This window comes from Acaryochloris sp. 'Moss Beach' (genome assembly GCF_021497025.1).
Taxonomy (GTDB): Bacteria; Cyanobacteriota; Cyanobacteriia; order Thermosynechococcales; family Thermosynechococcaceae; genus Acaryochloris; species Acaryochloris marina_A.
On record NZ_CP071717.1, the window covers coordinates 5,229,498 to 5,253,009 of the forward strand.

A 23,512-nucleotide genomic window follows, 5' to 3' on the forward strand; every position below is an offset into this window, starting at 1 on the left:
TGCAATTTTGGCGAACTAGGCTAACAAGAGGTAGATGCAGAACTTCCGCAATTACTACGACATTCTTAAGGTGTCTAAAGAGGCACCCACGGAAGAGATTAAGCGTTCCTATCGAAAATTAGCCCGACAATATCATCCAGATTTGAACCCGGGCGATAAAGCGGCGGAAGAGCAGTTTAAAACCATCAGTGAAGCCTACGATGTGTTGTCGGATGCCGAGAAGCGATCCAAGTATGATCAGTTCGGTCAATATTGGCAACAGCAGGGATTTCAGAAGTCGAGTAGTCCCCAATCGGCTAAGAAATGGGGAGGGCAAACCAATCCCTTTGCCTCTGATAAGGTTGATTTCAGTGAGTTTGCAGATTTCCAAGAGTTTTTGGATCAGCTCTTGGAGCGACCCTATGGCAAGAAAAGCAATGCTCGCAAGCAAACGAGAAATAAGCCTAAAGCTTCTGCAGTTGGCCAGCGAGATGCCGAAGCACGGCTGACTTTGCCCCTGGAAAAAGCCTATGCGGGGGGCAGAGAGCGCATTCGCCTGGAAGATGGACGCTCCCTAGAAGTGTCGATGCCCATGGGGATGGTATCGGGTCAGCGCATTCGTCTGAAAGGTCAGGGAACCTCAGGGGGTGATCTTTATCTCAAAATTGATGTTTCCCCCCATGCCTTCTACCGCTTAGAAGGGAACGATATTGTTTGCGAATTACCGATTACCTGTGCAGAAGCCATCTTGGGAGGGCAAATCGAAGCCCCAACCCTAGATGGATGGGTTAAGGTATCGATACCGAGTGGAGTGCGCTCCGGCCAGCGACTTCGGTTAGGTGGAAAAGGGTACCCCGCTTCGAATGGAAAAAGAGGCGATCAATTAGTTGAGATTCGCATCGAATCTCCTAAAAATATTAGCTCTCGAGAGCGAGAACTCTACGAACAAATTCGCCAAATTGAAACCTATAAGCCACGAGCAGATTTACCGATCTAATAGTAGTTTTAGGTGATGCTTTAACGCCTAGTGCTTGAGCTTAGATTAAATTGCTATTCTCACAAAAATATCGGGAACAATAGTCAAGTAATCATAAAACTTGGATTATTGGCGTTATTTTGAGTTAGCTTCATTATGCTAATTGTGCAGATTCTTTTAGCCCTGATTTTGCTGCTTCCGTTGGTTTTGGGAGGAGTCGTATGGTTTTTCTTTAATAATCTAGTCGCTAAGAAAAATCAAGTCGATCAGGCGTTTTCCAGTGTTGATGTATTGCTGAAAAAACGCTGTGATGTGATTCCAAGCTTGGTGTCGATTGCCAAAACCTATATGGAGTTTGAAGAGCGAACTCTTGTGAAAGTAACGCAACTGCGATCGCAAGTGATGAAAGGCCAGGGGTCTACGGAAGACCGGGTCCAGCTCGAGAATCAACTCTCAGGTGCTTTAGCTAATGTCCTGGCCTTAACCGAGAACTATCCTGATCTGAAAACAGATGGACAGTTTGTTCAACTTCAAGGGTCCTTGAATGAGGTCGAGGAACAGCTGTCTGCTGCTCGTCGCTTCTATAACAGAGCTGTAACGGACTACAACAACAGTATCGAAATGTTCCCGAGCAACTTAATCGCCACATGGCGTCGGGATGAAGCCAAATCCTTGTTTGAAGCAACCGCTCAAGATCGACGGGCTATTGATGTCCGCAACCTCCTTCAAAATTAAATCATGACTCCTTTCAAAGAATATCGTTCAGGGTTACTCGCCCTAGAAAAACAGGATTATCCTGAAGCCGTTCAGCGTTTAGAAAACTATTATCACGCCAACCCTAAACCGGGATCTTTAGAACATTATCAAGCCTGTAAAGCCCTAGTCAAAGCCTATGACCAGGTGAATGAGCTTGATAAAGCCCTGGCCATTTGCCAGGAATTGACGGAATGCGAAAAGCCCAATATTCGCTCTTGGGCAAAACGTTGGCAAGACAAACTATCGAATAAAGCCGCAGCCATTGCCGAAGAAGCTTTAGCAGCCAGTACTGAAGAAGAAGTCAATACTGTACCAGCAGATGGACCCATACCTGAACCTAGTGCAGCTCCCTTGTCCCTAACTGATGCAAATCAGCTCCTCTCCGAAGGCCGTGAAGCCCTCCGAAGCCAACAGTTTAGCCAGGCAATTCATGCCCTAGAGCAGTTTCGCCAGGGTGGAGATGCTTCCCATCCGGATTTTTACCAAGCCCAAATGTGGTTGGCTACCGCTTATCAAAAAGCGGGTCAACTCGAACAGGCAAAATCCCTAGGAACAATACTGGCCGATAATCCAGCCACTCAAGCCTGGGCAGAAAAATTTATCCAAAGCCTTAGCCTCTTGGTTGCGACCGAAGTGGTTACAGGAATGCAAGCTACCGCCAAAACCGATAGTGTCTCTGCTGCATCATCTCAAGGGTCGCCAGAAAAACCTTTCTTTAAGCATCGCACCTTAGCAGAGTTCAAAGATTATTGTCGACAAAACTTAGTGGAAGATCTGAAGGAGTATGAGACCAAGCGGCAGTCGGCCCTGAAAGCTTTAGCTATTGTTGGTGCCATCCTTCTAATTATCTTGATTTTGATTCTGACTCAGGTTCCGCAAGTGTTTCAGTCTCTTCCACTTTTTCCTATCCCTACGGAGGGTGAGTGCATCCGAGACATGATCACTTCTGGTCTGGGTCAAAAGTTGAGCAATGCTGACGATGGCACTGCAGAACAGCTGTTTTTTGACTTCATCTTAAAGTGCCAAGAACCTAGATTCTCCTTCCCAAATTTTCGGTCGCTATTATTGGTCGCTACATTTTTTCTATTTGGCATAATTGGCTGTTTATGGAGTTGGGCTATTTTCTATAGCGTTCAAACGGAGATGTATGAACGTGGGTTTAAAACCAAAATCATTGAGAAAGTGATTCGTTACATCAACAACGATCAAGGCCTAAGCTATGCTGCCTATGGAGATAATTCCCTCACTAGGATGGCGATCCTGAGAAGTCGACTATTTCCTGCTCTGAACTCCACATTTCACCTTCAACAAGATGATTGTGTGTATGGCAATATCGGTCCGGCTAATGTTTACTTCTCAGAGGTCGTGGCTGAGCATGAAATCTATCACGCATTCATCCCTAAGATGATGCCTTTTTTACTGAGACGTTCAAGAGGGTTTCTCACGTTTATTAAATTACCTATTTTAGTGCTGGTTTTGATGTTTAGCTTTTTGAAAGCCTCGCCTTTTATCGTGATCAGGATGTTCAAAGGCCAACGCTTTGATTACGACAGCTTCAAAGACCAAGTGGGGAATCAGGTGACTCGACGGCAGGTGTTTAAAGGACTGTTTTTTCGATCTGAGTTTAATAAGAGTTTTCAGGGTGAGACCGTTGTTTTCACAGGCTCATTAGCCTCGAAACTCAAGCAATTGAATCGATCTGGACAACTCGTTAAGCTAGAAGACCCAGAATTTGACCAGCTGTATACCGTATACAGTGACGATCAAGTTGAGGCCCGATATATTCTATCGACGAGCCTAATGGAACGCCTCGTGAAGTTTAGAAAAAAAGCCCAGCGTCCCGTCTCTATATCCTTCTCAGAGAATCAGATCTTTATTGCCATCCATCATGACCGAGATTTGTTTGAGGCTCAGCTATTCAAAACGATGCTGAGTTTCAGACCGATGCAAGATTACTTTGATAACTTCCAGCTCATGTTAGGAATTATCCAAGATCTCAACCTTAATCGCCGGATTTGGACTCGTCAGTAGGGACACTAGCAGAACTGTGACCCTCCATGAACGGAGTTATTTCAAGTTCTGTGTGAAATCCAGTCTGAGATAGAACAAATCCAGCCAGACTTTAGGAGGGGACCCGTAAGTTAGACCGATGTTGAAGGGCCGCTTTATTCCTGGCTTTTAAGGGCCTAACCGCTAGCAGTTTTGTAATCTCCTTGATATCAGCATTTTTCTGGCGGTAGATTTTTAATTCCACATCCGTGGCGTTGAGCTGAGATTTATATCGTCTCTCAATGGCTTTGAGCTGAGCAGCATAATGTTGTTTTGCTTGAGCTTCTATCGCCTCATGATTCGCATCAACGGGGACTTCCAATCGAACCGTAAAAGCGCCTCCGCTTTTCTTCTCAATGGCCTGAATATTGATGTCACACTGTTCAAATTCACTGGTAAGAGTTTGATAAGCAGCGACAAAGGCTAGCCAATCGATACCGTGTAAAAAGAGTAAGTCAATCGTCCCTAAGGGCTTTTGAATCAGGTTGATAAACTCACCTGAGATAAAATCGCCGGCTAGGGGATGACGATCCCGTTGGGAAGACTTGAGGTAAATATAGGCACAGTCAACTTCATCAAATTTGGTTTCATTACTGATCTTCCAGTTTTCAATACTGGCCCCGGTAAAGGTGGCTCCGGTGAAGTCAGACGAAAGTGCGATCGCATAATCTAACGACGAGTATCGCAAATCGGCTCCGCGCAGATCCGTCCACCGCAAATCCGTTTCATACAGGTTAGCTCCCCGCATATCGGCCCAGCGGAGTTCTGTCCAACTACAATCTGCCTTTCTCAGAATTGAACGGCAGAGAGTGGCCCCACTCAGGGTCGCTCCCCGAAGGTTGGCTTGAGTCAGTCTGGCAAAGCTGAGATCGGCCCAACGCATGGTTGCCCCTCGCAGCTTGGCATAGCTCAGGTCCACCTGTTCCAGGGTCGTGCCACTCAAATCGGCCCCCCATAAATAGGCACCCCTTAAGGTGGCTCGACTCAGATCCGACCAACGCATAAAGGCTCGGCTGAGATTCGCGCCAATCAGATGAGCATGTCTGAGTTCTGTCCCACTCAGATCTGCACCGCTGAGATCCGCTCGACTGAAATTGATCTTGCTGAGGTTTTTCCCATTCAGGTTTGCCAACTGCAGATCAGGACGAATATTAGGGTTGGCATCTCTCCACTGATTCCAGGCTTTAACGCCTTGGTTCAGTATGTTTAGATGCTCACGACTCGCCATGCTCGACTCCAAAATCCCCTAACATCTCCACTAAAATAACTCTGAAAAAAGTTTTTCGCCGCATTTCTGTAAATATGAGCAAAAGATTTTGCTAAATCCCTCTATTCAAAGGAAAAGCATTGACAATCCCTGAATTATGTGTAAGATGTCTTCAACGTCTATGGGTAGGTCTAGTTCATGGCTGATCAGAGTGGTGAATGGTTATCGGTTGTCGTCAATAATGGATTTCACCTACTGAAGCAATTTACCGAAGGCATGAGCTTACCGCGATGGTTAGCACCCCTAGGTATGGTTGGGGTGTTGTCCACCTTAGATAAGCTGCTGCCTTCAATGCAAAAAGGATCTTTTTTGGCAGGTCTGGGTAGCTATTTGCTCATCGGAATTCTGATCGTAAACTTGTTGGCTTTGTCCCTCTTTTTGTATTTGCCCGGTAAATTAGTCACCTCGACAACCCCTGCAGTGGCCCAGTCTGGCCGAACTCTGTTGAAACTTTTACTGATGGGCTGTTTAGTTGTGGTGAAAAACGTAGTGATCCATAGCTTGAAATTGGCGTTTGATCTGACAGTGCTGCTAATTGCTGCCTTGACCTATCCCCCTCGCGAGGCTAGCCAAATTGCAGCCCACTGTTAATACCAGTCTGTTGATCATTGGTTCGTTGATCTAAAAACTGTCAAGAAAGGCTGCGGATACCTGCAAATGCTGATCTAGCTTGTCACCCATGCGATCCAGGTGGCTGACCGTCATCCGCGTGCGAGGATTGCGCTCAAATAACGATCGATGCTGGTGCATAAAGCGCCAATATAAGCCGTCCCAGAGGACACTCCAGTCTCCCTGCTTGAAATAACTCATTTTGCGCAGGTAGTTGGAAGAGCTGACATAGGGTTTCGTAATCATTAGGCCCCCGTCGGCATACTGGCCCATGCCATACACATTAGGAACCATCACCCAATCAAAGGCATCGATAAACAGCGATGAAAACCAGCGATAAACCTGATCTGGGGCGAATTCGCAGAGCAAGAATAGGTTACTAAACACCATCAATCGTTCAATGTGGTTGGCATAGCTACTGTCTAATACCCGCTGCATTGCCGGATCAAAGGGGAGGATGCCCGTGTTGGCGTCCCAAAATAGTTTAGGGATAGGTCGATGGTGTTGGAAAAAATTAGTGGTTCTTTGGATTCGTCCTTTTAGAAGGTAGACGCCGCGGACATATTCCCGCCAGCCAATCACTTGCCGAATAAACCCTTCCAGCGAGTTGAGAGGAATGGGGCGATCTGCATGCCTATCTAATGTGGCTTGAACGATTTCTTGTGGATGTAATAAACCAATATTCAGGGCAGGGGTCAAAACCGAGTGAAATAAGTAGGATTGGTCGGCATCGATAGCATCTTGGTAAGCACCATACTGGTCAATACGGGTTTCTAAAAATTGGTTGAGGAAATGAAGAGCACTGGCGTGGTCAATCGGATAGGCAAAACCATGACTACTGCCTGGATTCTGGGCAAAGTGTTGCTGGGTGTAGGCAACCGCTTCTTTGACATAGGTATTGGCAGCAGGCCACCGAATAGAAGGAAGCTCAATTTTTTTAGGCAGGCGCTTACGATTGTCCGCATCAAAGCTCCATTTGCCCCCCACTGGACCCTCGCCATCAAGGAGAATCCCGAGTCGTTGACGCTGTTTGATATAGAAGGAATTCATCCGTAACGACTTGTTTGCAGGCAATAGGGATTCTAATTCTGAGGTTTGGGTTAAGAAGTTGGGGGTTGGATGCCAAACCAGTTGGATGTCGAATGTCTGCGCTGCTTTAATAATTCGTTGCGTTAACCAGTCATCGGTGACTTCGCAGATATGGGCACAGCCAATGCCTTGGCTATGGAGAATAGAAAAAACGGTGGAGGAAGAGTTGAGTTCACTACTTTCTAAATACTGAACTGTATGGCCTTGCTCTCGCAATTGATCCGCATAGCTCTGCATTGAAGCTCGATGCAGAATAATCTTCTTTTTGTGAAATGGGTATTGGCGAAAAAAGAGCGGCTCTTCGATTAAGAAGGGGATGCGATCTGGTGAGGCAGCAGGATGGTTTTCATACAACTGATGGGGGTAAATGAGGGTTGACTCCATGAGCCTTATCTTCTGTTTTGGCAACAGTTCCCTATCATACAAATTCTTGTCAGGACTGCCGAGGAAATTGAGGTGTGGGCATGGATTGAGTTCACCTGACCCTTGAATGACCACTTGAAACATTGAGCCCAAATCTCAAAGTTCTTCTGCTGGGCATACTTTAGGTAGAAAGAAGGTCAATTTTTTGTAGCTATGCAACGGTGGTTTCAGTGGATCTCGTTCAGAAAAATCTCCACACCTGAGGAATTTGATGCTTTAGTCTACCGGGTTGAGACAATGGCTCAACGAAATCCAAGTTTCTACCGGAGTCGCTTAAGGCTGTTAGCTTGTTTAGGCTATATCTATATCCTGGCTGTATTTGTCCTGTTATTTGCGGGGCTATGGGGAATTCGACTGTATTTAACCGCCATTCAAGACCAGGACATGATTGAATCTCTCAATTATGTGACTATCTTGGTTGGGTTTAGTCTGCTGCGCTTGTTTTTCGTTCGCTTTGATCGGCCTAAGGGGATTCCCATGACTCGGAAACAAGTCCCCGAGTTGTTTGCCATGCTTGATGAATTAGCATTGGCGATGAAAGCGCCCAAGTTGAATAATGTCATCCTGAATGGGAAGCTCAATGCTGCTATTGTTCAGCGTCCTCGATTTGGATTGATCGGTTGGCAAAGCAACTATTTGTTAATTGGCCTGCCCCTTTTGCAAGCGCTGTCTCCCCAGCAGTGCAAAGCCGTACTCGCCCATGAGCTTGCCCATCTCTGTGGAGATGATGGTCGAGCGTCAGCATGGATTTATCGAATTCGTCGGACGTGGTATGACCTAGCAGAACGTTTTGAGCATAGTAGTGGAGGATTTCTGTTTGACCGTTTTTTTAGGTGGTATGGACCATTCTTTAGAGCTTTTTCTTTTGTCCATGCTCGTGCTCAAGAGTATGAGGCCGATCGGCGGGCAGCAGGAATAGTAGGGGCTCACCATCAAGCAGAGGCACTTATTTGGCTCTATGTGTATGATCATCTGCTCTTGAAAGAGTATTGGTCTACCCATTACCGCCGAACACTCCACCAGTCAGAACCGGACGATGATTCTATTTCCCAGATCCTCCAGGTTCTTCGATCAGGAATGTCTCTAGATCAATATCGTAGATGGTTGGCCCTGTGTCTTGCTCAGCAAACCACCAATGCCTCGACTCATCCATGTTTGTCAGAACGTCTGGAGAGGTTGGCCTATTCCCCAGTAGAATTATTGCCTCCTAAATTGAATGCTACAGTTTTATTGGGGGATACATTTCCTGACTTAACCGCCCAATTGAATCAATTTCAAAAACAAGAAGAAACTGAGGAGTGGGTTGATGATCATGACTATAGTCAACATCAGTTGGCTGGGTTACACCGCTTGAATCAAAGGCCTGAACATCTGCTGACCCTAGAAGAGCAAATGAAACGGGCTTCAACCACCTGGCAACTTCAGGATCGACAGCAAGCCCTATCCATGTTCCAATCGATTATTGTGGAGAACCCTCACCAGGCTAATGCTCGCTATTGGGTTGGATATTTATTGACAGAGGAAGGGCAAGCCGACGGAGTGACACACCTTGAATATGCGATGGATCATGATCCTTCCCTCGTGACTTCAGCCTGTCGTCAGCTCTATGGCTACTATCACCAACGACATCAGCCGGATCTGGCTGAACCTTATAAACGACGATGGCAGCAGCATCAGAAAGCCTGGAAGATGGCGTTGACTGAACGTTCGCAGTTTGCCCAGAATACACAGTTCAAACCTCATGGATTACCAGAGGCAGAAATTCGACAGCTAACGGAGCACTTCTCCAGTTATCCAGAGATAAAAACGGTCTACTTGGTTCAAAGAGTGCTCGAACGCTTTCCTGAATGTCCCTACTATATTTTTGGGATGACTCGACGTCCATTTAATCGAAAGGAGCATGAGTACTTTAGCAATCATAAACTGAAAGGCGTGATCAATGTTGCGATCTCATTCTCGTCAGACTATGCCTTATATTTCCACGACGAGCTAGTCCATTGGGACCGTTTGAAACGATTGCCTGGAGCTAAAATATATCCTCAGTCCTAGTGGAGTTAGCTCTATGGGACTATGCCTATATCCCGGCGATAGACGGTACCATTCTGCCCAGCGATTTGGCGGGGCAGTTGTTGGTGACTGATCACCTGTAGGGTCTTCATATCGTAGGTCGTATAGGTCGTTGATAACGCTTTATGGTCAATATCCACCACCGTTAAGGTTTTCTGAGGGGTGCGATCACTCCCCACTAATTGACGAGGACCGCCGCCTAATGCTCCTGTATGCAGAAGCTGGAGCTGTCCCCGGCGACCGGGATAGTAGGCATGTTGATGACCACTGATATAGGTATGAACGCCATAGCGCTCCATGATCACCCGTAACTGTTCAGCATTGTGCAAATATTCACCGGGTTTGTTGCGTCCCACCGCAATGCCATAGAGGGGGAGATGACCAATCATGATTCGAAGTTTAGCCTTTTTGGCTGCTGGACTCTCAAGGCTTCTCACCACCCAGGCTATTTGCTCTTGGGTGATCTTAGCGGTGGAAGCATCCCAAACCAGATAGAAGATGTCATTCTGAGCAAAAGTGTAATTGAACGGGAAGTTTGCCCGATCGACAAAGGGTAAATCTGGGCGTTGTTGATTCCAATAGGAGGACGCAACTTGCCGATCTACCGTAAAAATAGGGCTGCCCGCAGGTGATAAAGCTCCTGAGCCATCGTGATTGCCGATGGTGAATCCCAAAGGGAGTTGAGCTTGGCGAAGGGGGGCTGCTATGTTGCGATCAAATGCAGCCCACATGGCTTGAATTTGAGCCCGGTTGAGAGAACGCGATTGGCCCGCCACCATATCTCCCCCACTCAAAACTAAATCAGGTTGCCAGCCAGGAATCAGTGAGATTGCTTTAGTGACTTCTGGAGCGTAGCGAGTTGACCCATACTGGCTGTTGAGATCACTCATCACCACTAATCGCACATCTCCCCTTAGTGGGGCAAATAGTCCTGGGGGGCGCAAGAGCCGTCTTGGATAAATCTGGAGCAGGACCCGGAGACGAGGGTGCAGAAGCTGGGGTTGAAGAGGTCGAAGATGCTTGAACGCCTTGGGAAGAGACCCACCGATAAATCCCCCACAGACAAAACGACCCCACCAGCAAGAATACTAGTAACCCAAAGGAGGTGGCTTCGAGAAAGTTTCATGGGGGGCCGGGTGGGTAGGGTCATCCTTGTGCGCAATGGACTGAGAAGTGATTAAGCGCTTCATAATGATGTGAGACTGTTTCGCTATCTTGAGCCTTACCATCCTAGAAAAGTTCCACATTCCCATCCCTTATTTAAGGGATTTTGGCTTCTGTATTGATTTTGTAGTTATTGATAATTCGATTGAGGGGTTTTTCCAGTTCCTTGAATTGATCGTTTGGAACGATGAAGCTCAGAATGGCCACTCGCTTCCCTTTACGTTCAATAAAGCTATTGCCCAGCAGTTTAACTTTAATGTTACCTGTTGCTTTGGCTGTATAACCCCAAATGAGCAAAACACTGCCATCTTTTTGGGGTTTAGCATCTCGGAGAAAGAAACCTGGCTCCTTCTCAAAAGAGTTCTTGAGAAAGTCTTGGAGTAACTTGGTTAAATCATCCTGGGTGGGATCGTAGTCAACATCGAAAATGTCGGCGACGAGTCCACCGTTACGGGTTGGATCGGTCCATAACACAATCACTTCACCCGGCTTGCTATTGTCTTTGCTTTTCCATCCATCGGGAGCCAGTAAGGAAAAGGCTTTGGTTTTATGGGTATAGGTGGATAACTTATCAATATCAACGGACTTAAACCGCCGCCTACTGGAAGGGGATGGGCTGGGTGAAGGGCTAACCCGAGGGGAAGGAGAGCTAGAGGCAGTCGGCGAACTAGATTCTTCGGTTGATACGACTGGATCGACACTGTTATTACTGCCATTAAATCCAGCGTAAGCAAGACCGCCCAGGATAATGAAGGTCAATCCACCGGCGATGGTCCACAACTTAACGTTACTCTTGCTTTGATCTGCTTCCACCGCAGCAATTTGTTGCACAGGGGCAGAATAGTTGGCAGAAAAAGGGTTCGCTGACTGGGTGGTTTGGGGAGACGGTTGAGTCGGAGGAGGTGCCGCGGGCATCGTTGGCGGCATGGTCGGAGGCACTCCAGCGACGGGGGGGGTGGCTGCATGATTTTGGTGGGGGGGCGGCTCTATCTGAGTATTGAGCGCTTGGATGATTTCCGCTGCGGACTGATACCGATCCACCGGCCGGGGGCGATAACATTTTGTTGAGGGTGTCAGAAAAATTAGAGCTTAAGCTGAGTTCTTTCTGCCATAGCCATTCTAGAGATTGGGGATCTTGGAGTTGTTGGGGTGGATGTCCGGTCATCAGCACTAAAGCCGTTACCGCTAAGGCATATAAATCACTATGGGGAGCAACTAAACCTAATCGCATCTGCTCATCAGGCGCATACCCAATTTTCCCCAAGCGAGTCCCTCCCGTGGACGCTCCAGGGGAACTCCGTTCGGTGGCAACTTCTGTCGCAACGTCTATGGCAACTTGCTTTACCCCACCCATATCAATCAGGATGGGTAAACCATCTTTGTTCCGCCGGATAATGTTATCAGGGGAAATATCTCGGTGGATGACTCCCTGGCCATGGAGATAACTTAAGACGGGCAGCAGATCCCGAAACAGTTGTGTGGTTTCTGTTTCGTTAAAGGTTTGCCCTTGCTGTTGGCGTCCTTCTAACAGTTGTTGGTAGGTGGAGCCTTCGGCAAAATCTTGGACTAGGAATAGTCGCTTCTGGGCAGTGAATATCTCCCAGAATCTGGGGATTTGGGGATGTTCAAGGCGATGAAGGGTGGCTGCTTCTCTTTGAAAGAGCTCTTCGGCTTTCTTAAGGGCGTAGGTGCCTTGAACCGATGGGGTCAATTCCTTGAGCACGATAATTTCGTTAAAGCGCCCAGTATCCTCAGCTCGGTAGGTTCTGCCAAATCCCCCTTGTCCTAGCTGGTGTTGGATTATGTAGCGATCGCGGAGTCGTGTACCAGGGGGCAATGAGGTCTGGGTATTTTCAGTGGCGTCTAAGTCTGCAATTGCTTGGGTGGGTGGAATTGAAGATTGATTACTGGTTTGGGGTACGACTGCAGGGCTGCCTGAACCTGTCACAGGAGGTTTCAACATTGAAATCCCACAATATTGGCAGAATCGGGAGTCTGAAGAATTTTCTCGCCCACAGGAACTACACGTAATCTGAGTCATAAAGTTAGCATTTCAATCAATGCAGCAAGGTCCAAACCAAGTGAAAAGCAGAAGTGATTTATCCCTTTCCCATACTGGCGTGTAGCCATTGATTATTACTGTATGAGTAATTGATAGGATGTCCAAGACTTCCTGCGTTCACATCATAACCTAGCTCAGTCTAGGTCCTTTTCGAATGACAAGGATCACCTAAATTTCCCAGTTTTTATTCAATATCAATATCGATGCTGTAAGGGCTGGTTTGAGTTGCCGTCACGTCTAAACGGTACTCTCCAGATTGAGGGAGTTGTCCTTGCCAATTGGCTGCTTGGGGGCTGAGTTGGCCTAAAGGTTGACCACCGGGACTGAAGAGTGTCACCTGAATATCTCCTTGGGCGATATTGACCCGCATCAATTGCTGTGCCCCAGCATTGAGTAAATACCGCTGTTGTTGGCCTGCTTGAATGGTGCTGTTGAGCTGAGTCCCCGTTGCACCAGAGGCGAACTTCACCCTTGAGGTGGTGTCTTTAGGGGGGATTTGCCTGGGCGTAACGACTTCAACATCTAGGGAAAAGCGTTCAGCCCCAGGTTGCTGATTTTCTACGGCGATGGTGTAGTTCCCATTCGAGGGTAATGCTGTGGTATCGCTAGGCGTTTGACGATTTGCCTCAGCAATCATACGACCTTGAGGATCGAGGATTTGGACCTCTACATCGCCGCTGGATAAGCGCACGGTCATAGATTGTTGGGCTTGAGCATTGAGTAAGAAGGGTTGCCGTTCATGCTGATTCAAGGTTTGTGCCAGTAAAGTGCCTGTTGCCCCTGGGGCGAATCGAACCCGATTTGGTGCTAATCGGCACACTTGCTGGGTGAGGTTTTTAGAAACCCAACCGTCAGGAGATTGAACTTGTAGCCACTTCCCTTGTGAACCGAGCACGGACAAGGGGGTGCCGTTATCAACGGTGGCGACGATATTGTCGGGGGTGACTTCTGGACTGGAACGAATGTTCAAGGGAGGATTCGGATCGTTGACGGTGACCCTGCAGTTAGAGGGAAGAGGGTTGACGTTTCTGATGAGGGAAGGAGTCAAGGAGGGGGAGGGCCCAACAGAGGGTTCAACAGAGGCAGAGGGACTCACAGTCGGATCTGTAGATCGGCCATTGAGCCCCGAAAAGTTGGGCATCAGACCGAGGGCGTAAGCACCCCCTAGACCCGATAAACCGACGATGACTGCAGCAATCCACCAAGAACCACGAGAGGGTTGGAGAGGCACGGGTTTTGGACTGACAACATTGGTGGCAGGCAAGTCGGTGGGGTTGGCGTTAGGAATGGGAGCACTGTAGATGACGGGCTCGGTGGGAGGAATGGGGGGAGATGAAGGTTGCGAAAGGAGTTGTAAATCTTGGAGGACGTCTGCCACAGATGGGTAGCGGGTATTGAATTGAGATCGCACCATCCGTTCCAAGATCTCAGCAAACCTGGGGGGACGCTTGGGGGGGGCCAAGGAACGCCACTGAAGCTCCGCCGTTTGTTCATCAAAGGGAAGTTGCATCGGCTCTACCCCCGTTAGGGCCTTGATACCAATCATGCCAACAGCATAAATGTCGCTGTTGAGGCGGGGACGGCCTGATAATTGCTCACCGGGCATATAGCCCTGGGTGCCGATGCCCACGGTGTAGCCAACGGATTGATCCGCTGGAGCAATTTGAGTGCGGATTTCTTTGACGGCACCGAAATCAATTAAGACTAAATGACCATCGGCTTGCCGACGGATCAGGTTATCGGGCTTGATATCCCGGTGAATGACTTGGTGGTAGTGAACGAAATGCAAGACGTTGAGGATTTCTTGCACAATGCCTAGCACCTGAGCTTCGGGTAAGGGTTGGCCCAGGGGCATCTCATCACTCAGGGTCTGACCTTGAATGAATTCCTGAACGAGATAAAATTCTTTTTGATCTTCAAAGTAGGCGAGGAGCTGAGGAATTTGATCATGGCGTCCCAGCTTCTCCAGCATCTCGGCTTCGGTCCGAAATAGCCGCCGGGCCACATCAATAAATTGGGTATCAGAGCTGGCTGGCTTCAGATGCTTAACCACACATTGGGGATTGCCCGGTCGGCGAGTATCTTCAGCAATATAGGTTTGGCCAAATCCACCGGCCCCTAAGACTGCCGTAACCTTATAGCGCTGATCAAGTAAAGTACCCAGCATCAAGGCCCCCTGTGCAACACTCCTGATTCTGGCACACAATGATCTCAGTTCCTGCGGGGTTTACCATCGCGTATCATCAATGGGGCCTTGTTCATATTCTGTTGCTGAACTGAGTTTTCATGCCTCAAGTGTCTATCATTATGCCCCTGCTCAATGAAGCAACGGTTCTCAGCCGAACCCTTAAGCATCTGATGGCCTTGGAGCCTCCCGCCCATGAGATTATCTTGGTGGATGGGGGCAGTACTGATACGACGGTTTCCATTGCTCAGCACCATGTTGAGTCCTGGGAAGGGACGAGCTTTTCTGTGGTGACAGCAACGGAGCGGGGCCGGGCATCGCAGATGAATTACGGGGCTGCGATCGCAACTGGAGACATTCTTTGTTTTCTCCATGCCGATACCCTAGTCCCCGATGATCTAGTCGACCTAATGACTCAGACCCTAGCCGATCCTAATACCGTCTGCGGGGGGTTTATTGCTTTGATGTGTGGCGATCAAAGTACCCGCTGGGGCATCACGTTGCAAAACTACCTAAAAACCTATATTGCCGCCCTGATTTCTCATCCCTATCTCTGCCTATGTAAGGGGTTTAGAGTCTTGTTTGGTGATCAAGTGATGTTCTGTGACCAACAAGCATTTTGGAACTGTGACGGCTTTGACCCGGGGCTGCCCATTATGGAAGATGCCGATTTCTGTACCAGAATTGTCCAACAAGGCAAAATTCGGCTGGTAAACCGCATTGTCCAAACCTCCGACCGCAGATTGCAGAAATGGGGGGCTTGGAAAGCCACATTCATCTATCACTCGATAGGTTGGCTGTGGCTTATGGGTTTACCAGCCGAATTTCTCAAACGCTTTTACGAAGAAATTCGTTAAGCGTTGCCAGACATTGCAGGGCTAAGGGCTTGCTTGAGCAGCTCAGCTTTATCGGTTGCTTCCCAGGGCAGGTCTATATCAGTCCGACCGAAATGACCATAAGCCGCCACTTCTTGGTAGAACCGACCGCCACGCTCACCGGGGAGTTTGGTTAAGCCAAAGGTTTGGATCAATCCAGCTGGACGAAGTTCAAAATTTTCTTGAACCACTTGCAGGAGGCGATCTTCGTCAACCTTGCCAGTACCAAAGGTCTCAATCAAAATGCTGACAGGTCGGGCAACGCCAATGGCGTAACTGAGCTGTACTTCACATTTCTCTGCCAATCCAGCGGCCACAATATTCTTGGCCACATATCGGCAGGCATAGGCTGCACTACGGTCTACCTTTGTGGGATCCTTGCCGGAGAAAGCACCACCGCCATGACGGGAATAACCCCCGTAGGTATCTACAATAATTTTCCGTCCCGTGAGTCCGGCATCGCCTTGGGGACCGCCGACCACAAATTGGCCAGTGGGATTGACGAGGAACCGAGTATTCTCGTCGGGCTTGATATCAATATCAGCAAAGACTGGGAGTACAACTGTGTTCCACAGATCTTCCTTAATTTTGGCCTGTACTGCAGCAGGAGCGGTAATATCGCCAATGGTGGCGTCATGCTGGGTCGAAACCAGAACCGTATCAATCCCTACAGGACGACCATCTTCGTAGGTGACGGTAACCTGAGATTTACCATCCGGTCGTAAATAACCCAATTGGGTTTTGCGCACGGCTGCCAATCGTCGAGTGACTCGGTGAGCAAGGCTGATGGGCAAGGGCATCAGTTCGGGTGTTTCATTGCAGGCAAACCCGAACATTAAACCTTGGTCGCCAGCACCAATGGCATCCAGCTCTTGATCGCTTTTTTCTTCGCGAGTTTCCTGAGCTGAATCAACCCCTTGGGCAATATCTGGAGATTGCTCATCCAATGCCACTAGGACAGAGCAGCTATTAGCTGCAAAGCCATTATCGGAGTCGGTATAACCAATTTCAGTGATTTTTTGACGGACTAAATCTACAAAGTTAACTTGGGCTTTAGTGGTAATTTCTCCAGTTAAGAGAACGAGGCCAGTGTTAACTACTACTTCAGCAGCGACCCGACTAGCGGGGTCTTGAGTGAGTAGAGCATCAAGAATCGTGTCAGAAATTTGATCACAAACCTTATCGGGATGGCCTTCAGTCACAGATTCTGAAGTGAAAAGATAACGCTTAGGCAAGATCTTGATCCTCCTGAGGAGCAAAGCGAGAGAACAATAATGAGCAAAAATTCCTGTAAGTCCAGAGAATTATAGCATTCTCTTCAGAAAGGACTTGGAGAGAATGATGTAGAACCCTGCAATTACGATAAGAATAAGATTCTATGGACTGATGGTGAGCTGCTGCCAGCTGTCTAAGGAAATATCGGCGAGATGGGTGGGGATTGGAGCATGCCATCCCCAAGTGACGAATATGCAACCTGCTGCATCTGCAGATTTTGCCATTTTCATATCTACAGGAGCATCCCCAATCATCAGAGTTCGGTTGGGGGGTGTCTCCATCTGAGCGCAAATATCAATGAATAAGGAGGGATCGGGTTTCGAAATCGTACCGTCAACTCCTTGGGCAGCTTGGAATAGTGCTTGCAGGTGATAGGTGTCTAGGAATTCTTGGACATTGTCACTACTGTCTGCAGATAATATTCCTAACTTTAGCCCTGTCTTTGACAATGTATTTAAGGTTTCTAAGGAGTTGGCAAGTAGGGGAGTATGCTCTGCTTTCGGTATTAAATAGGTATCGGCTTCATTAAAAGCGGACTCAACCATCTCTAGTGCTTCTAACCAGTTGCGTCCAGTTGCGGCAACATAGGCGGCAGCAGCAATTTTGTTCTCGTAACGACTCCCCACAGCTAGTAACCCGGCTGGGTTGATATAGGTCTCTTCTATACCAAAGGCTCGTAATAGGGGGTCTTGAACACCTGGAACTTCTGCTTCTAGAACGCTTGAGCATTTCTGCCCTAAGCTCTTAAGAAAAGACTCTACGTCTGCTAATGTGCCATCTTTATCAAAAACGATGGCTTCAATATTGGTAAAGGTATGATCCAGACAGTGAACGGTGGCCACAAACAGCTCATTTCCTACAGTTCTGTGAGCATAGTGTAGAAGATTCCCTGGAGTACGTATCTAAATAATGTATGGCTCCAGTGTGAATTTTTTTGATGGGGGTATTGTCGAGATCTGCATCAGTCCTCCTTCGCGCCCAATCTTGCTTCTGAACGGCTACCTATGAGTTTAATTCGCTGATGTAAATGGGTTGAGATAAATATGCTATGGGTCAAAGGAACTGAAGGATATGTGGCAGCTACCGAACGATTTGTTGTAGCGACTCATGGGATCGCATTTCAAGATCTGCATCAATCGATCCTTCAGTTCATCCCCACCGATCCATCCCATGTATTGGATGTTGGCTCGGGGATTGGCCGTGATGCCGCTGTCCTTGCTGAAATGGGACATACCGTAGTTGCCGTAGAACCCACTAGGGAATTTCTCTCGGTTGCACAAAGTCTTTATGGCACCAGCATTGAGTGGATCGATGACTCTCTACCGCTATTGCAAAGTCTTGAAGACCGCAAGGAAGGGTTTGATTTTGCCCTGGTATCAGCGGTTTGGCATCATATCGATCAGGATGAACGAAGAATTGCTTTAACGCGCATTGCCGATTTACTGAGACCCACAGGGATTTTTGCCCTCTCTCTGCGTCATGGTCCTGCTGGCGTAGGCACCTATGTATTCCCTACAAATGCCCAGAAAACATTGCAGGAAGCAGAAAGGGTTAGTTTGAAACCGCTCCTAGTATTGGAAAATCAGCCCAGTTTGGTCAAGGGCAAGAAAAATGTGACTTGGACTCGGATTGTTCTACAAAAAGTCTAAGAAAGCTTACCCAGTGATGAGGCTTGAGGTTAGTCTTGGCAATTTAGGCTTTCTTTCTTTTTGGCGATGAATTGTATGACTGAGGCCATGCCAGTATGGTATTTCCCTTCACAGACTTCCCGCTCAAGTTCCCTCATAAGAATCGGCTCACAGTTCGGAAATTCCTGTTCAACTTTGGCACAGGTCATGAGCATATCGAGATCTTTGGGGCCGCCCGTATCCCGAGTGATTTGGTTTTCGGAATAGGCTTCAAGCAGGATAATGCCATTGGGTTTTAGACATTGCTCGACTAACGGGTAAAGTCTGTTCCGAATCACGCTGGGAAGATGGGCTGAGATTGAAATAACCGATCCGTAATGATTTGCTAGTGGCTCAAACAGGCCAAGATCAGCCACTTCTGTTTGGATTTCTACGCCTTTTGAATGTGCCAGTCCTTGGGCTTTGGTAAGGCCTACTTCGGAGCCATCCACGCCGTGTACCAAAAATCCTAATGAAGCGAGAAATACAGCATTTCGTCCTTCCCCTTCCGCCAGAGATAGGACTGGGTTGAGGAGAATATCTGTATGTTCGGCTAGGAATGAATTCGGTTCAGTTCCATATATATAGCTGTTGTCAGCGTAGCGTTGATTCCACATGTCCAGTATCTTCACTCAACAACAATCTTCAGTACTAACCATCATTGCTAGTTTTTGACTCAAGTTCTGAGTTAAGGAAGTGAATCTGTTGGATGATTTCAATAAACTTCTTTCCAGATTAGGGGATGAGAAGTGTTGCGATCGCATCAACGTATTGGGATTGTCGACTGCTTTTGAAGACTTTGAACTGTATACTGCGGCGAATACTCAGAAGCTATTGCAGTCTGGCGAGATGGTAGGGGTCACCCAACAGTATTTCCAAGAAAAGCAGATTGAGCGATACGGGATGCCGTTAAAGTTTGCGATCGCATTTGATCGTGAAACCTTTCATCTCAATTCTCTACCAGGAACCCCAATCTGGATTCTCTTCGATCAAGATCACAATGTCTTATCTAGATGGTTTGGACATCGGTCTGAAGAAGAGGTTGAACGCATGCTAAGCCCCTATTTAGGGAGTGCCGCTAGTGTTCAGTAATGGATCAATAGGAGCGTTTGGTTGTTTTAGGGTGATTGTTGCCTATGTGCCTATGGCCAATCATCAATTAAGAAAATGGTAGATTAGTCGTATACGTATACGTATACGCTTTTCCCATGCATAAGAAACTAACGATCAGTATTGACGAACAGGTCTATAAAGGGCTTTATGAGGTTATTGGCAAGGGTTCTATAAGTCAGTTTATTGAAGACTTAGTTCGCCCACACGTTATCAAGGATGAACTTGATGCAGCCTATAAACTTATGGCTGAAGATAGAGCGCGCGAATCAGAGGCTTTAGAGTGGTCTGAGGCTCTGATTGGGGATGTTGAAATATGAATAGGGGTGAGGTGTGGTGGATAAACTTTGATCCATCTGTCGGTGGCGAGATCAAGAAAGAGCGACCTGCCGTTATTGTCAGTAATAATGCTGCCAACCGGAATCTCAACCGAGTTCAGGTTGTGCCGATCACTAGTAATGTCTCTCGGCTATATCCCAGTGAGGCTCTTGTAACTTTGCAAGGTCGCCAAGGTAAGGCAATGGCAGATCAACTAGCAACCGTTTCCAAGCAAAGAATAAGAAAGAAAGCGGGAGAAATTTCGCTTGATGAAATGACTGCGGTAGAAATGGCAATCCGGGTACAACTCGGACTGAGTTAATGACATTGATCGCAAACTCAGCAGTTAGGTATCAAGTCGTGGGAATTGGCTACCAATATTTGGTACCAGTGGTTATGAGATCGCATTAGATCGTGAAACCTTCCATCTCAATTTTCTGCCAGGAACTCCAAGCTGGGTTCTCTTCGATCAAGATCGCAATGTCTTATCCAGCTGGTTTGGACATCAACCTGAAGAAGAGGTTGAAAGCATGTTAAGTCCCTATTTAGGGAATGTTGCTAGTCTTCAACAATGGACCGTTATAGTTGCTCTGAGTTGTTTTTTGGCAATGCACTATGAACGCTAATCAATTGATTAGATGGGGAAATGGCATATTTTTAGCATACGTATATGTACATGCTCTTCCCATGCATAGAAAACTAACGATCAGTATTGACGAACAGGTGTATGAAGGGAGCATGTCACCTTTGCAGATTTATCTGAAACCGTTCAGGATATGAAGTGTTGCCCAGCAATCTTCAGCAATGAACTCAGATAAAACCGCTCAACTCAAAATCCATCTCGATGCGATAGCACAATTACTCTATGAGGAAAGCGACCCAGAAAACATGAAGACGCTAGAAGGCATTGAGATGACGGTGCGTCAGCAAATCCAGACCCATGTCAGTCCTGAACTCGGTCATTTTTTATCCGCACAGTTACTGGCACAGCAGCAGGGCGCAACCGGCAACTGAAAAGCACCTTGGGCGCTCTAAGGGTTACAACTCAACAGGCAAGTCGTCTAGCCGTTTCCTCCTACCGTCAAATCAGTCCTCATTTAGAGAATTGTTGCTTGCGCATCAGTGCCAATGTCTCCTATGCCCAAGCTGCTAAAGATGTGGCTTATTTAACGGGTATTCAGGTTGCAGCCAAAACCCAGCAACGCTTGGTCCATCAGCAACGGTTTCCTACGCCCCAGGCCCACGAAGCTTTAACTGAAGTGAGTGTCGATGGTGGCAAAGTACGCATCCGCACACCTGCAGGCCAACCTTGTCAGTGGAAAGACTATAAAACCTTAGCAACAGACGTGGGACTCATTGCGGATTATCACAATAATGCCCGGCTCATTGGCTGGACTCACCAGCAACCGTTAGCCTCTCCAGTGACTTGCTTAGGGGATGGTCATGATGGCATTTGGAACATCATTCGTCAGCTGAGTATACCTGAGCAACGACGGGAGATTCTGGACTGGTACCATCTGGTGGAAAATCTTCATAAGGTCGGTGGATCTCTCAAGCGTCTGCACCAGCCTGAACAACTCTTATGGCAGGGGAAGGTGGATGAAACCTTGACTCTGTTTGAATCGTTGAAGAAAAAGCAAGCCCAAGTCTTTTGTAACTATATCCGCAAACATCGGCATCGGATCGTCAATTATGACTATTACCAGAGTGAGCAAATTTGTTCTATTGGGTCTGGAGCTGTTGAATCTGCTATCAAACAGATTAGTCGCAGAGTCAAAATTTCAGGGGCGCAGTGGAATGAAAGCAATGTTCCGCAAGTGCTTGCACATCGGTGTGCTTATCTCAATGGTTTAATTGGCATGCAAAGGTGACATGCTCCCTGTATGAAGGACTTTATAAGGTTATTGGCAAGGGCTCTATCAGCCAGTTTATTGAAGATTTAGTCCGCCCATACGTCCTTAAGGATGAACTTGATGCGGCCTACACACTTATGGCTGAAGATAGAGTGCGCGAATCAGAAGCTATAGAGTGGTCTGAAGCTCTGATTGGAGATGTTGAAACATGAATGGAGGTGAGGTGTGGTGGATTAACTTTGATCCATCTGTTGATGGTGAGATCAAGAAAGAGCGACCTGCCATTATCGTCAGTAACAATGCTGCCAACCGGAATCTCAACCGAGTTCAGGTTGTGCCGATCACTAGAAATGTATCTCGGCTATATCCCAGTGAGGCCCTTGTGACTTTGCACGGTCGACAAGGTAAGGCAATGGCGGATCAATTGGCAGCCGTTTCCAAGCAAAGAATAAGAAAGAAAGCAGGAGAAATTTCGCTTGAAGAAATGACTGCGGTAGAACTAGCGGTTCGAATGCAGCTTGGGTTGAGTTAATGAGTATTTAGATAGTAGTAGAGAGCACTCATTGCTAGTCGAGAAAGTGAGAAAATCAGGTATTGTCAATATCAAATATTCGGGTCTCAATTGAACTTATTAAAGCGTCTTCTGTTTGAAATAGAGTGAATTGATTGATATTTGCATCTTGGAAGAACCTGAGAGCTTTGGTTCTTTGAGTACCCGGTATACTCTAGACGGCTAAGATATTAACTTCTTTAAAAGACTGAAACTTGAGTGATAGAAGGCTTGTTAGTTTCGCCTTGTGCTCTCCATTGCATTGATCAATGCAATGTTGAATGGCCCCTTTGAAAGAGTGAAAATCGGCATAATACTTCGAGTAGAGACATTCCTTGCGCACAAAGCGCCAAAGCCGCTCAATCAAATTCAAATGGGGGTGAATAGGAGGGCAAATAGACTAACTCAATATCGACGATCTCAGCAAAGTCAGTCACCAGCTGGCATTTTTGATATCGGGCATTGTCTAAAATGACGCTGATGGGTATGACTGGGTCGAGTAGTGCCAGCTTGGCTAGCAACAGACACATGCTATGAGAGTTGATGTAGGTGTGGTTGGTGATACTGGTGACTTCTTTGGTGACAGCGTTGAGTGCACCCAGAACATTGAATCGTTGACGGCCAGAAGGAGACGGGATGAAGATCCGACGAAGGCACCAGAGAAACCCCAGATAAGCCCGGTGAACAAAATGAGCAGCATCCACAAAAAAGACAAGACGCTCTTGGCGTTGAGCTTCCTCTAATAAGGGTTCAAGGCGAGTTTGTCGAAACTGCTCTTGCTCCTCAATTTTCTCGGGCAGACTCGACTTTCCCGGCACATACCCCACTTTTCGATAGCGACAACCAATGCGCTTGAGGAAGGCTTTGATCTGGGTTGGAGAACGCTTAATGCCTGTCAATTGTTCAATGACTGCTTGGGCTTCTGCACTGGTGCGGGGCGGGTGGTGCTCAAAGTAGGCTCTCACACTATCGCTATGAGCATTGAGTGAACTAGGTTGACCTTTGTATTCCAGGGTCTTCAGTCCTTCAATTCCGCCTTGTTGATACTGACGAAGGGTTTTAGCTAAGGTCGGACGACTAATCTGACAAAGCTGACAAATCTGGGCATGGGGAAGACCCTGACTTTTCAAGTAGAGCACTTCCATCCGTCGCTGCACCCGTGGGTGAGGATGATGATAGCGTTCGTAGTTGAGGTGTTGGATTTCCTCTGCGGTGAAATCAATTTTAATCATGCAAGT

Annotated in this window: 22 protein-coding genes and 2 pseudogenes; 13 read left to right on the plus strand and 11 right to left on the minus strand. The window is 47.4% G+C overall.

The genetic code is table 11. The features are described 5' to 3' along the window. Window positions 1–34 precede the first annotated feature (34 nt). The 3 genes from HRE53_RS24650 to HRE53_RS24660 all read left to right on the plus strand — a co-directional run bounded on the left by HRE53_RS24650 (window position 35) and on the right by HRE53_RS24660 (window position 3,742). A complete protein-coding gene (locus HRE53_RS24650) occupies window positions 35–976 on the plus strand; it encodes a DnaJ C-terminal domain-containing protein (protein ID WP_212665699.1) in 942 nt (313 codons plus the stop codon). A 135-nt stretch (window positions 977–1,111) separates the two neighbouring features. Then, a complete protein-coding gene (locus HRE53_RS24655; protein ID WP_235108331.1) occupies window positions 1,112–1,690 on the plus strand; it encodes a LemA family protein in 579 nt (192 codons plus the stop codon). A 3-nt stretch (window positions 1,691–1,693) separates the two neighbouring features. Next, a complete protein-coding gene (locus HRE53_RS24660; protein ID WP_235108332.1) occupies window positions 1,694–3,742 on the plus strand; it encodes a DUF3137 domain-containing protein in 2,049 nt (682 codons plus the stop codon). 91 nt (window positions 3,743–3,833) lie between these two features. On the opposite strand, the gene HRE53_RS24665 is transcribed toward HRE53_RS24660, so the two are convergent. Beyond that, the gene (locus HRE53_RS24665; RefSeq protein ID WP_212665702.1) at window positions 3,834–4,988 is read right to left on the minus strand and encodes a pentapeptide repeat-containing protein; all 1,155 of its coding nucleotides are present in this window, start codon (window positions 4,986–4,988) and stop codon (window positions 3,834–3,836) included. A 177-nt stretch (window positions 4,989–5,165) separates the two neighbouring features. On the opposite strand from HRE53_RS24665, the gene HRE53_RS24670 reads away from it, so the two are divergent. Next, window positions 5,166–5,618 (plus strand): hypothetical protein, encoded by a 453-nt coding sequence (locus HRE53_RS24670; protein ID WP_235108333.1) that lies wholly within the window; start codon window positions 5,166–5,168, stop codon window positions 5,616–5,618. A 30-nt stretch (window positions 5,619–5,648) separates the two neighbouring features. Here the strand turns inward: HRE53_RS24670 and HRE53_RS24675 are convergent, their stop codons facing one another. Further along, window positions 5,649–7,109 carry a cryptochrome/photolyase family protein gene (locus HRE53_RS24675; RefSeq protein WP_235108334.1) on the minus strand — a complete coding sequence of 487 codons (1,461 nt, stop codon included), beginning with the start codon at window positions 7,107–7,109 and terminating at the stop codon, window positions 5,649–5,651. A 192-nt stretch (window positions 7,110–7,301) separates the two neighbouring features. Here HRE53_RS24675 and HRE53_RS24680 point away from each other — a divergent pair, with 192 nt between their 5' ends. Further along, the gene (locus tag HRE53_RS24680) at window positions 7,302–9,197 is read left to right on the plus strand and encodes a M48 family metallopeptidase (protein ID WP_235108335.1); all 1,896 of its coding nucleotides are present in this window, start codon (window positions 7,302–7,304) and stop codon (window positions 9,195–9,197) included. 11 nt (window positions 9,198–9,208) lie between these two features. Here the strand turns inward: HRE53_RS24680 and HRE53_RS24685 are convergent, their stop codons facing one another. The 5 genes and pseudogenes from HRE53_RS24685 to HRE53_RS24700 form a co-directional block, all read right to left on the minus strand. Then, window positions 9,209–10,159: a metallophosphoesterase gene (locus HRE53_RS24685; protein ID WP_235108336.1), complete on the minus strand. Its 951-nt coding sequence runs from the start codon at window positions 10,157–10,159 to the stop codon at window positions 9,209–9,211. 316 nt (window positions 10,160–10,475) lie between these two features. Then, the gene (locus tag HRE53_RS24690) at window positions 10,476–11,210 is read right to left on the minus strand and encodes a hypothetical protein (RefSeq protein ID WP_235108337.1); all 735 of its coding nucleotides are present in this window, start codon (window positions 11,208–11,210) and stop codon (window positions 10,476–10,478) included. Further along, on the minus strand, window positions 11,167–12,342 hold the full coding sequence (locus HRE53_RS24695; RefSeq protein WP_235108338.1) for a serine/threonine-protein kinase: 1,176 nt from the start codon (window positions 12,340–12,342) through the stop codon (window positions 11,167–11,169). Before HRE53_RS24695 ends, HRE53_RS24690 begins: the two co-directional genes overlap by 44 nt. Window positions 12,343–12,372: 30 nt before the next feature. Further along, a pseudogene (locus tag HRE53_RS35290) lies at window positions 12,373–12,420 on the minus strand (hypothetical protein); the annotation flags it as partial. A gap of 205 nt (window positions 12,421–12,625) precedes the next feature. After that, complete coding sequence (locus tag HRE53_RS24700; protein ID WP_235108339.1) at window positions 12,626–14,608, minus strand: serine/threonine protein kinase; 1,983 nt, start codon at window positions 14,606–14,608, stop codon at window positions 12,626–12,628. 119 nt (window positions 14,609–14,727) lie between these two features. Between HRE53_RS24700 and HRE53_RS24705 the strand changes: the two genes are divergently transcribed. Next, window positions 14,728–15,483, plus strand: a complete 756-nt coding sequence (locus tag HRE53_RS24705; protein WP_235108340.1) for a TIGR04283 family arsenosugar biosynthesis glycosyltransferase — start codon at window positions 14,728–14,730, stop codon at window positions 15,481–15,483. Here HRE53_RS24705 and metK read toward each other — a convergent pair. Together metK and HRE53_RS24715 are read right to left on the minus strand one after the other, a co-directional pair. Next, window positions 15,480–16,736 carry a methionine adenosyltransferase gene (gene metK, locus HRE53_RS24710; protein WP_235108341.1) on the minus strand — a complete coding sequence of 419 codons (1,257 nt, stop codon included), beginning with the start codon at window positions 16,734–16,736 and terminating at the stop codon, window positions 15,480–15,482. The two genes, HRE53_RS24705 and metK, sit on opposite strands and share 4 nt — an antisense overlap. Before the next feature lie 141 nt (window positions 16,737–16,877). Then, a complete protein-coding gene (locus tag HRE53_RS24715) occupies window positions 16,878–17,618 on the minus strand; it encodes an HAD family hydrolase (RefSeq protein WP_235108342.1) in 741 nt (246 codons plus the stop codon). A 201-nt stretch (window positions 17,619–17,819) separates the two neighbouring features. Between HRE53_RS24715 and HRE53_RS24720 the strand changes: the two genes are divergently transcribed. Beyond that, window positions 17,820–18,425 (plus strand): bifunctional 2-polyprenyl-6-hydroxyphenol methylase/3-demethylubiquinol 3-O-methyltransferase UbiG, encoded by a 606-nt coding sequence (locus HRE53_RS24720; protein WP_235108343.1) that lies wholly within the window; start codon window positions 17,820–17,822, stop codon window positions 18,423–18,425. A gap of 29 nt (window positions 18,426–18,454) precedes the next feature. Here HRE53_RS24720 and HRE53_RS24725 read toward each other — a convergent pair whose 3' ends face one another. Further along, window positions 18,455–19,060, minus strand: a complete 606-nt coding sequence (locus HRE53_RS24725) for a class I SAM-dependent methyltransferase (protein ID WP_212665712.1) — start codon at window positions 19,058–19,060, stop codon at window positions 18,455–18,457. A gap of 88 nt (window positions 19,061–19,148) precedes the next feature. Here HRE53_RS24725 and HRE53_RS24730 point away from each other — a divergent pair, with 88 nt between their 5' ends. From HRE53_RS24730 to HRE53_RS24755, 6 genes are all read left to right on the plus strand, one after another. Then, the gene (locus tag HRE53_RS24730) at window positions 19,149–19,535 is read left to right on the plus strand and encodes a hypothetical protein (protein WP_235108344.1); all 387 of its coding nucleotides are present in this window, start codon (window positions 19,149–19,151) and stop codon (window positions 19,533–19,535) included. A 116-nt stretch (window positions 19,536–19,651) separates the two neighbouring features. After that, window positions 19,652–19,873, plus strand: coding sequence for an addiction module antitoxin (locus tag HRE53_RS24735; protein WP_235108345.1), 222 nt, complete (start codon window positions 19,652–19,654; stop codon window positions 19,871–19,873). After that, window positions 19,870–20,193, plus strand: a complete 324-nt coding sequence (locus HRE53_RS24740; protein ID WP_235108346.1) for a type II toxin-antitoxin system PemK/MazF family toxin — start codon at window positions 19,870–19,872, stop codon at window positions 20,191–20,193. The genes HRE53_RS24735 and HRE53_RS24740 overlap by 4 nt, the downstream gene beginning before the upstream one ends. 482 nt (window positions 20,194–20,675) lie before the next feature. Continuing rightward, window positions 20,676–21,742 (plus strand): ISKra4 family transposase gene (locus HRE53_RS24745; RefSeq protein WP_235108347.1). Its coding sequence is split into 2 segments (ribosomal slippage): window positions 20,676–20,832 and window positions 20,832–21,742, totalling 1,068 coding nucleotides; the frame shifts between segments, so codons are not numbered across the junction. Beyond that, complete coding sequence (locus tag HRE53_RS24750) at window positions 21,739–21,936, plus strand: addiction module antitoxin (protein ID WP_235108348.1); 198 nt, start codon at window positions 21,739–21,741, stop codon at window positions 21,934–21,936. The genes HRE53_RS24745 and HRE53_RS24750 overlap by 4 nt, the downstream gene beginning before the upstream one ends. Next, the gene (locus tag HRE53_RS24755; protein ID WP_235108349.1) at window positions 21,933–22,256 is read left to right on the plus strand and encodes a type II toxin-antitoxin system PemK/MazF family toxin; all 324 of its coding nucleotides are present in this window, start codon (window positions 21,933–21,935) and stop codon (window positions 22,254–22,256) included. The genes HRE53_RS24750 and HRE53_RS24755 overlap by 4 nt, the downstream gene beginning before the upstream one ends. Before the next feature lie 193 nt (window positions 22,257–22,449). On the opposite strand, the pseudogene HRE53_RS24760 reads toward HRE53_RS24755, so the two are convergent. Next, window positions 22,450–23,506: pseudogene (locus HRE53_RS24760) on the minus strand (IS630 family transposase). Window positions 23,507–23,512: the final 6 nt, after the last annotated feature.